Source organism: Pedobacter humicola (assembly GCF_056490705.1).
In genome coordinates this window covers 235934-248209 of record NZ_JBWJIG010000002.1, presented here as the reverse complement: position 1 = coordinate 248209, position 12276 = coordinate 235934, and the positions used below count along the sequence as shown (strand labels likewise).

The 12276-nt window shown below is 36.5% G+C and carries 9 protein-coding genes; 3 read left to right on the top strand and 6 right to left on the bottom strand.

The annotated features are described in order from the left end of the window. Window positions 1–10 precede the first annotated feature (10 nt). From AC04Q1_RS04620 to AC04Q1_RS04595, 6 genes are all read right to left on the bottom strand, one after another. On the bottom strand, window positions 11–736 hold the full coding sequence (locus AC04Q1_RS04620; RefSeq protein ID WP_478362261.1) for a LytR/AlgR family response regulator transcription factor: 726 nt from the start codon (window positions 734–736) through the stop codon (window positions 11–13). 598 nt (window positions 737–1334) lie between these two features. After that, the gene (locus AC04Q1_RS04615; RefSeq protein WP_478362259.1) at window positions 1335–3227 is read right to left on the bottom strand and encodes an O-antigen ligase family protein; all 1893 of its coding nucleotides are present in this window, start codon (window positions 3225–3227) and stop codon (window positions 1335–1337) included. Window positions 3228–3233: 6 nt separating this feature from the next. After that, window positions 3234–3689, bottom strand: coding sequence for a hypothetical protein (locus AC04Q1_RS04610; RefSeq protein ID WP_478362257.1), 456 nt, complete (start codon window positions 3687–3689; stop codon window positions 3234–3236). A gap of 13 nt (window positions 3690–3702) precedes the next feature. Beyond that, entirely contained in the window at window positions 3703–4152 is a 450-nt protein-coding gene (locus tag AC04Q1_RS04605; RefSeq protein WP_478362256.1) for a hypothetical protein, read from the bottom strand. 60 nt (window positions 4153–4212) lie between these two features. Then, a complete protein-coding gene (locus AC04Q1_RS04600; protein ID WP_478362254.1) occupies window positions 4213–4725 on the bottom strand; it encodes a hypothetical protein in 513 nt (170 codons plus the stop codon). 11 nt (window positions 4726–4736) lie between these two features. Continuing rightward, complete coding sequence (locus AC04Q1_RS04595; RefSeq protein ID WP_478362253.1) at window positions 4737–5171, bottom strand: hypothetical protein; 435 nt, start codon at window positions 5169–5171, stop codon at window positions 4737–4739. 710 nt (window positions 5172–5881) lie between these two features. Between AC04Q1_RS04595 and AC04Q1_RS04590 the strand changes: the two genes are divergently transcribed. The 3 genes from AC04Q1_RS04590 (at window position 5882) to AC04Q1_RS04580 (ending at window position 11890) form a co-directional block, all read left to right on the top strand. Then, window positions 5882–6625: a LytR/AlgR family response regulator transcription factor gene (locus AC04Q1_RS04590; protein WP_478362252.1), complete on the top strand. Its 744-nt coding sequence runs from the start codon at window positions 5882–5884 to the stop codon at window positions 6623–6625. 1442 nt (window positions 6626–8067) lie between these two features. Beyond that, window positions 8068–9561 (top strand): metallophosphoesterase family protein, encoded by a 1494-nt coding sequence (locus tag AC04Q1_RS04585; protein ID WP_478362250.1) that lies wholly within the window; start codon window positions 8068–8070, stop codon window positions 9559–9561. Next, entirely contained in the window at window positions 9539–11890 is a 2352-nt protein-coding gene (locus AC04Q1_RS04580) for an ATP-binding protein (RefSeq protein ID WP_478362248.1), read from the top strand. Before AC04Q1_RS04585 ends, AC04Q1_RS04580 begins: the two co-directional genes overlap by 23 nt. Window positions 11891–12276: the final 386 nt, after the last annotated feature.

Sequence of the window (12276 nt, the reverse complement as noted above, 5' to 3'; positions counted from 1 at the left end):
TGTTTATAGATCATCTAACCCCTGGACCCGGTAACCGGTTGCGCAAAAATTCGTCAAATTTATTTTTATAACTTCTGCTCACCATAAATTTATCTCCGTTATTGAGCAGGATTTGGTATCCATCAACCTGCTTGACGTGATTAAAGGATACTATTTCCGACCTGTTGATTCTCAAAAATTCAGTCCGCTCTTGAATAGCCTCTTCTATATGCTTCAGCGTATGATAGGTGATGTGTTCCTCATCAGTTGAAAAAAAACGTACATAGTTCGACATCGATTTGATGTAAAGAACCTTGTCGAGCTGTATGCTTACATATTTATGCTTTGCTCCTCCCTTCACCAATAAGAAATTGTCTGGACTTTTAGTGGATGGTTCATTTGACTTTCTTTCCAGGAGCCGCTGAATTTGCTGAATAAATTTAACTTCGCTTACCGGTTTAAGTAAATAACCATCTATACCGATATCAAAACTTTCCGCCCCGTATTCCGCATGGCCGGTAACGAATACTAAAAAATCACAGTATGGCCTGAGCAGTTTTGCGGCTTCAATGCCACTGATTTGCGGCATCTCGATATCTAAAAACACAATGTCAATATGGTTTTGATCGTGTAAATAGATTAAAGCTTCATACGCATTGTTAAAACTCTTTTCGTGGACTACACCTGGTGTTATCGCTATAAGTTCTTCTATTTGGTTTTGTGAGTAATCCTCATCATCGATGACTATACTTTTCATTTCCATATCGTGATAGTTTCGGCATTGTATATTGCTAATATACTATTTGTATAGTTAATTAGCAATTGATGGCTTTTTTTGATGTCTTTCGCTTAGCGGTATAGGCCGTTCGCATAAAAAAATGGTCATTCATATAAAAATATTTGATGAATAGCAATAATTTAAGAATTTGTCAGTGGAATAACAGTTTGATTATTAACCTGTCATTTCAACTTTTTAGTTTTACCACGCTGTCGGAAGCCTATGGTGATAAATAAGGAGGATCAAAAATCCTCCTAATTTGAGATACGAACAATTACGAAAAACAGCAGATAAAGCTGGTTTATCTGAGTTTAACGGAGATAGGCCGGTTTTTGGAGAGAATCAGAATATCAGCACAAGCTACAGGAGCTGATTTTTAGGTCAAATTTTCTTCAGGCTGCAATTCCAAATAAATTTTTGTTCAGTTGCAATATCTCGCCGATCCCGTGGCCAAATTCGCGTATGGTTTGGTCTAAAACAGACGGTACAGTTTTCGTGAAGTATGCAAGTGATTTATTGCCAAAATAGTTTACGCCTAAAAGGAGGAATCATTTTCTTCTGGATGTTCACTCAACCATTATTTGTGTAAATCCAAGAAGATCCGCATAGACTTTCTAATAGAATCGGTGATTTTGGATTGTACTTTTACCGGCTGTTTTAAAATAGAGATTGCTGTTTTTTGTGCTTTGGCTAACTGATTAGTCTTGATATAAAGAATTGCAAGCCGATATTTGGGCAGCAACCTGTTTGGAAGCATTTTAGAAGCCTTCGCAAAGGAGCTTTCTGAGTATGCAAATTTTTCTAAATAATAATTTACTACGCCCAAATTCATTTGGGTATTGGCATTATTACAAAATGGAACAGAGGCCTCTAATATTTTTGCTGCATGCGTATATTCCTCCGCGAGCAATAAGGCAGTCCCATAGTCCGATAAAAAGAGGCCATTTTGACACAAATCTTTATATACTAAATTATATCCATCCAACGCCTGTTCGTAATCACCCAGTCGAAATGCCAGATAGGCACTGTCCCAGGAGGAAAGACACCGTGAAAGCTTCATGCCGATACCCAAAGAAAATATTATAAGAAAAATACCAGCTGAGCTTATAAAGGCCTTTTTCAAATTATCATAGCCGCTACCAATATTGATTTCATATATATAATTCCGATCCAGGTTTACGATTGCCCCAGATGCAATTACAAAAATTATTTTTAGAGCTAGTATCTGACCGGGATAGGAAAAAAAAGCTCCTATAAGGAAGCATACCAGAATCATCTTAAAAAGTTGCAAGGTAATTTTATTTTCATCGCTACCTTTAACTCCAAATAATTTTGCAAGCATCATTAATGCAAGAACCAAACCGACTACTCCATTTTCAACCGTTAATTGTATAAATTCATTAAAGCAACCGGCAATCTGGCCTGCAATCCTAACTTCCCCTTCTGGCCTTTTTTCAATAAAATACTTGGCCTGCTGATCCATAATTCCAGATTGTATATTGTCGAAGCCTAATCCTAAAATTGGTTTTTCTGCAATCATTTTGCCTGATACTTTCCAGATTAGTAACCGTCCATCTGCGGAATCCTTTTTGAAATAATATAGCCCGCCGATTGCCGAAACAATTACTATTGAGATAACCGCTGCCATTAGTATTTTAAAATATTCAGGTCTGTGATTCCAAAAAATATTTTTCAGGTTAGGATAAGAAAAAATTACTAAGGTTAGTACCGCTCCTAAATAAGCCCCTCTTGACTGGGTAAGCAAAAAAGCAATTAGAATAAATCCGGTTACTAAGTAGGTTAACAATGACTTGAGATTATTCATCTTCTGCGCCTGACTGCTTCCAGAAAAGAATTGTGCAATCCGGTCATAATAAATCGAGAATAAAGCGACAATTACTACCACGGAGATGGCGAGATATTGACCTAAAATTCCTGGATTTGCAAAAGCCCCGGTCATTTTAAACAGGACATGATGGCTCTGAGTAACATCAAAAAACTGTAGCCATGCATATGTGGCTTGGACAGCCCCTGAAAGTACAATGCTCTTCAATATCAGTAAGGGACTATTGCGCAGTCTGCAGAAAAAATAAAGAACAGCAAAGTATGGAATCAATAAGAAATTAAAGGATGAGAACATAGTGTTCGATATTCTCCATCTGTTTGCAACAATAAAAACCAGGCCCGCAATGACAATAATGTCTATTATTTTAATCTTTAATACTAATGGTGTTTTTTTAAAAACAATTTTTGTGACAGATAGCGCTGCGAGGGCGGTCACACAATTAATAAATAGAACTAAAGCGATATTATTATTGATATCCCTCGGCCTTATCTCAGGGTTGATTATATCCTGGATCAAAGGAACCAATATAATGATAATGGAAAATACAATGTCGATAAATCGGTCAACAAATACAGAAACGGGCCCTAAAGTTATATTTTTTTTGACGAGATTTCGAAACATCATATCCCCTTAGGATTTAATCAGATGGAAGATTATCGGCAGGATCAGTATCAATAATATTGTGATAACAATCATTAAGATTCTTCGTTTATTACGTCTTATTGTTGCCTCATTATGATGTCTTCCAGGATTCATTCCTCTATCACCTGGATAAATTGCTTGAAAGATCTCCTGAATCTCAAAATCTGCCGTGCTCTTTTTTCCTGCAGTAGTTTTTGACTGTCGAAATATTTCATAACCTAACTCCGTAACCCGGACAGATCTTTCCTCAAACTCCGGTTGCTCATCGGCAAATGTAATGATACCGGATTTTAAGAGACCGTTGATAGCTTCGGTTCCACTCTCGCTGTATAAGTTCTCTTCAGATAAAAGTTGTCGGATTTTCTTTATCTTATTACGGTCTGCACAAAGATTCCATAATAGCTTAATTTCCGTTTTACCGACCTTGGCAGTTTGGTCTTCCATAAGTGCCCGTTTATTAATATTTCTTTTTCATTAACAATCTGGCAGTACGCAGCAATGTGCGCATAGACTCTCTGTCCATTTTTCCATAGCTTGGATAATTTGAAACCAGTTCACTGGTATAAATAACCATCATTTTCCGCGATTTAATTAAATTATCCTGAGCCAGTGTTTGTTTATCTTTGGATTTCCCGATGGAACCATCATGCTGGGCGACAGTATCCACTTTCCCTTTCCGTTGCTGCATCATAAGGTTCTGCATATTCCTCGACTCCTGTTGCATTTTGATAAAAATGGTATCGGTGCTCAACTTTTTCGCGAATACTTCCAGAAATTTGCTCCGGCCGGTACTGTCAAGCTGGTTAAATTCCCCAATCGTCAATTTTGACGGTTCCTGGGCCTTGACCATACTTTTATAACAGAACAGCAGACAGAAAACAGATAAGAAAAGAATTTTATTTTTCATAGTATTGTTTTTTCTTTTAATATACATGAAAAGGGACATTTCTCCAACGTCCCTTTAAAATTAATTCTTGGCAGCAGTCAACTGTTTAGCGTGCTTCTCTTTAAGTATACTTACTATTTTAAATTGCGGCGAAGCCCTCGATAAGACAGATTTCCTGGTGGCCCTGTCCAGATGAAAGAGCTCTGGATATTCTTTTCTAAGCAGGACCAGATACCTGATAGCGAGAACTTTGTTTTTAATGTATTCCTGAGGATTGGCAATATTTTTTTCCTTATAAAAACTTACAAGATCTGTTTTGAATGCCGGCGCCTTTCCCATGCCATTTTTATGCCTATGCGCTTTAATCTGTTCGGCGGACATCCGTCTGACTGCTCTATCGAACTTTACATAATTTGAGTCTGCTCTTAGTATTTTTATCAATTCTGTCTTGAAAGCAACTTTTTCAGAGGCCATCATGGAAACAAATGGTTTCGTTTTCAAAGTCTCGTACTCTTTTGACGGGCCGTTTTTTTTACAGGCGAACAATGAACCCAATAGGATCATTGACATTACAATTTTTACTGTTTTCTTCATTTTTCCGAGTATTAAAAACCTTGACATCCGTTAGAGCAGTCTTCCCAGTTATCTGCTGAATTATCCATAGAATCATTATAGTTAGATTCTGCTTGTGAAAGGCAGTTCATGGCATCCGGATATGTATTTACGAAAATATCGTAGACCGTTTGAAAGTTTGTCCATTCCGGTATGCCAGGTGCAAGTGAACTTGCCCAGTCAGTGATAATCTCATCAGTTACCCCGTCGAGACACCCCGCCAGGTCAACCTCATAATCGTCCATGTTGTTATCAAAGTCGTTCTGTGCGAAATACGAGCAGTCATCCTCACAGGTTTCATCTGCACCAAAAGTGTAATTTTTGAAGGCCATCTCATCCTTTTTGTCCCAACTGTAGGTGCTGCTACCACTAAACACCAGGAAAGCTGTCAGGAGAGAAAATAAATAGGGTTTTAATTTTGATTTCATAATTTAAGTTTTGACTGTTTTCTATAGTTATATTTTTTTGAATTACTTTTTTTTCATTTCATGCATAAGCATCACATTTAGGGTTAAGAATGGTTAATTATTAGAAGTACCCGCAAATTTCTTTTGGGCTGAGCCAAATGAAGATTACAGGGTTATCGATCTCATACGGAGTGGGTTTGGAAAAATGAACCCAATATAATGGGAAGGCTCACCTGAGCCAAAGGAGAACAAAAAGTGACGCTGACAAATGCGGCAGACCAGGGGCTGATACGACGATGTTGGACAAAAGCGGTTCATGAGAGGTTCAGTTAGATTTCTAAACGAATATATATACAAATACGCAAGATTAATAACACAGCACATCGTATGGATAATTTACATTAGCTTTCCTTTTGCGTATGGATAACTAAGTGTTTAAGATCATCTTGTTGTAGAAATTTTTTTATAAAGCGCTCATTTTCAATTTGTAATAATAAATTTCAACTGAAGTATCCGTTTGATATCCGATAAAATAATTGCAAAAAAAAAACTATTGATATCAGTGCTTTGAACCTGAGTAGTTGGGACAGAATATTCTTTTTTGGGGACATAATGGTTATACCCTGCCATCTTGAGATATGTTGCTCAACAAAATTTCTATTATGGTATTTTGGAAAATTGCGATTAAAATTTTTTCTTATTATATTTCAAATTCTAAAAACCTCTCAATCATGAAATTAAATTGTATCGCTATCGACGACGATGACAGCGGATTAGAAATGATTCAGGACTATATTTCGAATATACCTGAACTGCAGTTACTCAAGAAGTTCACAGATCTGGAAGAAGCTTTGACGTTTTTACGCTCCAATCCGATTTCCGATATTTTATTTTTAGATATCGAGTTGCACAAAATTTCGGCATTGGAGCTTTTTGCGGAGATTAAGCAAATGGTCAAAAATGTCATTTTTGTAACTGCACATTTGAAATATATAATTGATTCTTATCATAATGATGTTGCAGGGTTTTTGTTGAAGCCTTACAGCTTTTCGAAGTTTGAGAAAGTAATCAAAAGTATAACCGCATCAACTGCAAATCATCCAAACATTTCTGATTCGGGAATCGATTCTATATTTATTAAAGTAAAAGGTGATAAACAACGATGGATGAGAATCCCGATTTGTGATATTGTCGCAATAGAAGCCCTTAAAAACTATATTGCAATTAGTACGCCCGCAGTCACCATACAAACACACCTGACGATCACAAATATCTGCGAATTACTTTCTAAAGTAACTTCGGTTTTTCGGGTTCATAGATCTTTTTTAGTTTCGGCAACATATATAAGAGAAGTCAATGGAAATACTCTGCTTATGCACCGCGACATAAAAGTGCCATTGGGCGCCAAATATAAAGATCGCCTAATGTTTTTTTTGAAAACCAATTTGTTTTTCGATCAATCAAAGATTAAATGAATTTAATTACCTCCAACTTATATACTTTTGCTACGCGATTGATTGATTGGATAGCGCTGATATTCCCTTATTGTTACACTGGAGTAGTAGGTGCGATATTAGGTGTTAGTCTTTTGTATTTTTTTCTGGCTGTCCGCGAAAGGACGAGACCATACTTCTTAACTTTTGTTGTGGAATGGATGTTGCTGCTGTCGCTGACAGGGAGTGAGGTCTACGATGTTTTTTGCATTTGCTACAATGATGTTTGCCGTCTGGCTGCTCAATGTCTCTCCATTGTTGTAAGCAGGGGTTAGGCAGGATCAATTGCAGGTTTTTCATGTGCTGTGGTTTAGTATAGGATGCGGAATGGTGGGGGATTCCATATCGGGTTTGGCTTTTGTTTGGTGTTTAAGTACGGTTTTGATTTGTTTAATTAGGCCCGCTTCTGCAACATTATTTGTTTTTTATTTTCATTTTAGTGTGCCCCTGAAGGGTCGCGTCTTTCGCTATATCTCCCTGCGGGATGATGCCACTGCAACCGCTCACGCGCTTTGGATTAAGGTTTGATTATATGGTTTATTAAATCATCGTTGGTTCTGTTATTGCTAATGTAGGCATTATTAAAATTATGATCTAAAAAGTTATTTTCAATTTAGAAAGTCGACTAAAAGCTTAGCTTCGAATTCTTTTTTTTGCAAAATGAGCTGTATTTTCAGACAATTGAGCTACTATTATAGTTTTGTAGAATTCATATATCGTATTTGTTGCTCTGAACAAAATTATACTCCGATATAAATTTGGCGGGGTGATAATGCAATATTAAAAATGTTTAATGTGAATGAAAATTTAACTTAAAAATTTACTATAAAATTTTTATCTAACTCACGCCATCTCGTTATATCTTCCGTTCTATCAGTATCTACAGACCTCCTCAATATAATTTTGTAGGACAACTCTAAGCTGCTCTTTTGCAGCAATTCAGATAGAATATCCTTTTTAATCTTGAGAGTGAAACCATGAGAAAATGGTTTATACCTTCTTCAGCCGGGCCCCGATGCGTAAGAGTTTATAAATTTAATAGCTTTGGTGGGATAATCTGCTTGGGCCGTAAAAGTCACCATTAAACTTTTCTTCTCAATACCCGCATCTATAAAAATGTCACTAAGCAAATTTGCTTTTGGAATTCTTAGACGATATGGAGCAGCCTAAAGTGAACGTCATTCTTTTTGAAAAAATTAAAAACGAACGTATATGTTCCAAGGATGATACGATAAAACAAATTAATTTTTCGTAAATTGCCTAGGAGCTACATAAGTGAGTTTCTGCTCTGAATTTATCTTGGTAGAAGCTAACTTTTAAAGACCAAAAAAATGAAGTGTATTTGTTTTCCTATACATTAGTTGTAAATCCCAGACAAATTGCCTATCATTAATCATCAAAATAACACGTACTCAACTCACTCAGTGACTACTCAAAATCAAATTGTGACAATTCTGCACATATCGGACTTGCACAGAAACGAAGATGGAATAATCAAAAACAAAGAATTACTTTCTTCTCTAGATGTTGATGCTGATAGCTATAGCAGTAGCTTAAACGAGAATATTCCGAAACCATCTATTGTTATTGTTAGTGGCGACATTATCTATGGTTCTAATGACGAAAATTCGGAACTGGCATTAGTGGAAGTGACTAAACAATATCAGGAGGCTGCAGAACTCCTTAATGGTCTTGTCAAGAATTTTTTGGACGGAGATAAATCCAGGATTATAATAATACCAGGAAACCACGACATCCAATGGGGTATTTCGAAGTCGAGTATGGTCAAAACTGACATGGCTAGCCTGACACCCCAAGAACACAAAACAAAGTTAAAGGATGCGGAAAATCCGAAGCGAGCAACCCGGTGGTCTTGGATTGATTACAGTTTTTATGAAATTGCTGACGAAGACCTATATAATTCCAGGCTAGGTGCATTTGCCGATTTCTATGAAAGATTTTACGGAAGACCCTATTCACTAAAGCCAGAAGAGCAGTTTGAGATTTTTGATATCCCCGTATTCAATCTAGCAATAGCAGGCTATAACAGTTGCTTTAGGAATGATCATCTAAATCGATCAGGCCTTATAAACACAGTTTGCCTATCAGATTCCTATCCTAAACTGCGTGATCTTCAAAAAAAGGGAAGATTACTCTTAGCGACTTGGCACCATAATGTTTCAGGAATACCGAATGATAACACCTATATGGATCCACGTCAGTTAAAATTACTCAATAAATATAATCATTGCATCGGATTGCATGGACATCAGCATCACTCGGATTTAGTATCCAACTATAGTGAATTTGAGGAGTCAAAAAGGCTTTTTGTAGTTAGCGCAGGTACACTTTGTTCCGCTCGCTCTCATCTTCCCACTGGTTTTAAAAGACAATATAACCTGTTAAAGCTTGATTTTAAAAATAAAATTTGCACACTTTATTCAAGGGAATCCACAGGAAATATGGATGATATTCCGATATGGGAAAAGGGTAGAATAAATGAGTCGCTTGATAGCAAAATGAACCTTAAAATAGAATTCCCGGATTTAGAGATTGCTCAGGAAGTAACCGAGTCGGAATTAGATGAGCTCCATTTGTTACTTGCTCAAAATAATTATCAGCAGTTTTTAACCATTGTGGCCACGACTTCAACTCAAAGCCCTATAATTAGATCGCTATTGCTGAAAATGAATGAAAAATCAGCTGGTCAGTATGCAAATAAAGTTAGAGATCTGCTTAGTTCACCCGAAGCCTTTCAGGAATATGTCTTTTTTATGGATAGCCTGCTTTCAGAAGGAGACAAAAAACAGGCGGCAACTATCCTTGAGAATGCAATTGCGGCCTTCGATGATGTGCAGTTACAAAATGAGTTAAAAAAATATAAAATCAGAATCAATGGATACGGCCAAAAACAATAAACTGACCTTTCAGGTAGAAACAACAAGAATTATTCAAATTCTTTCTTCTGAAATATATGACTCTCCTTTGGCTCTTTTACGAGAAAATCTTCAAAATGCCTATGATGCAGTACTCATGCGAATTCAGTTGGAAAAGGATCCCTCTTATTCACCGGAAATTCGTCTAAAACTGGAAGGAAGGAAGGTGCAAATTCTTGATAACGGAATTGGCATGAACTTAGAGACATTAAGTAATAATTTTTGGAAAACTGGTTCAAGCGGAAAACGTGATAACGAAATTGCGCAGCAGGCCGGTGTTATTGGTACTTTTGGTATTGGTGCAATGGCTAACTTTGGCGTTTGCGATATTCTAGAAGTCAAAACCTCCTCCACAAATCGGGATTTTACCTACAGAAGTATTGCTGTTAAAGAAAATCTTAAAATTGGAGAAGAATGCATTGATAATTATCAACTGCCATTCGATGGGCTTGTTGGAACTGAGGTAATTGCTACTTTGAGTCCAGAAGTCAATATAGATACTCAGCAGTGTACCGATTACCTTAAACCATATATTGAATACTTGCCGATTCCAATTTTTATTAATGGACTAAAATATTCCCAGAATCAGTTCGATAAAAGTTATGAAGAAGGCGAAAAGCTAGCTCAGCAGACGCTATCACAAAAAAATATCTTGGCAGGTGGTTTCAAATACGATCTTGAAGGCTACGTGCTAGCCAATTCTTTCGTAAATGTCCGGATTACGAATATCTCTTTTCAAAATAAAGTTGAAAAAGGAAACATTACCTTATTGCAAGGTCTGACCAGCATCATGTGTTACCGAAATTTCTTTGGTCTCTCACCAATCTCGGTAACTCCAGGATATAACTTCGGCGGTTTCGCAAATCTTTCATTTTTAACCCCGACAGCGGGTAGAGAGGCCCTCAGTAGAGATAGTATCGCCGTTTTAAATGTTTTATTTTCTTCGGTTGAGCACCAAGTTACAATCCTTATGGCGGATCTTGATATAGCAAATTTAAATACTTCATTTCAGCGCTACATTACCTCAAAAGGTTTACTCGCATTAGGAAAAAACCTGACTATCCGCGTTAGTCCTGAGAATCGTGAGTTAAGGTTAAGGGATGTAGATGCTTATAACCCCCATAAATCCAAGAGCTATTACATAGGAAGCAATCAAGAGTCATTAGGCATGTTTGCAAATGAAAATAATGACTTGTTTTTGCCGAGCCCAACAAACCCAAGGCGCCAAATTCAACTATTCTTTTTAAACAAGTTTGGGGTTAAGCAGCAAACAGATGAGATTATAGTAAAGAAAATCTACGACAAGTCAGAACTGGATATTGCCGAGGGAACAATTTTGTTTAAAATATATAGTGTGGTCAACGATGATTACCTAATCAAAGATGTTTCTATCCGTTTTGCAAATATATCTCACGGAGTAACTAGTAAAGTAAATTTGGAAAATGATGTTGTGAAAATTCTCATTGATTTAAAATCTCCATCGATATTGCAATTGAAACACTATTATGATGTAGATTATTCAGTCCTAGGTCCTTTTGTTAAGGATTATGTTCGAGCTGAGCTATATCAAAAGTTTAGTCCTTATGTTCCATCTTCAACTAAGAGCGGTGCAGATGCGCTTCATAAAATTTTATTGAAGAATAGGGAACTTTTCAAAATAGAGAGTGATGAGCAAGGGGAGATAGATCTAATGGTGAATGATTACATAAACGATAAGGCAACACTTGCCGAAGTGTTGAAGTTCACAACAAATATATCAAGGAGTCATACCCAGACCTTAAACAAGAACCAAGTAGGTACTATTGAACAGGCAATTCCAGATCTGCTGACGTTCGATCTGGCTCATAAAATCGAGGATTACAAACCCAATATTGAAAGTTTTGATGCGATGCCTCCGATAATGCGTGTGGAACATGAAACTAAGAGCATAAAGCTTCTCAAGACAAACGCTGTTGGGGGCCAATTAAATAGCTTTAAATTGTTCATAGCAATTTCAGACAGACTTTATGGCCGAGATAAAGACTTTTTTTTTGAACCGCATACAACCAAGATTATATGGGGAAATCACAAAATAGTTTATATTTTCGGCCATATATCTAATAAAATTTCACTGTATTACGACATAGAACTTAAAAAAAAGATTGGGGAAAATCTTATCGGGGGTAGCCAGTTCCCTACAACAACAATTGTAACAAAAGATAAAATATATATACCTATTCCAGATATTCTTCACGATTCGTTTTACATCGGGGAGAACAATAAAAGTAAAGAGTTTTACATCAGGTATGATCTTGTTACCGACATAGATTAGCTGAAGCAAAATGTCAACAGATGTAAAGAATTGGGCTTTAGAAATTTCTATATCCGAAATGGACAATTCATATAGAAACTAGTGGTCACTCATGGGATAATTGCCAGTCATACTAAGGATATAAATACAAACCAAAGTTTTAGTTCTTTTTTTATTCGCTTGCGGAGGTATTAATGAGGTAATTTGTTAAGCTATTCTATAAATCCTTTATCTTTAAAATCTTGGATAATTAGGACTAGAACAGAAAAAAACTCCCCTAATTGTTTTAAGTATTTCTGCGGTGGTGTAAACCGGATTTTAAACATGTGTAAGCTTCCCCAAAGTTAGACCATTTAAAATAGAGGAAATTCAATCAACTTCGAAGTAATATGTGTTGGTCGGATCGT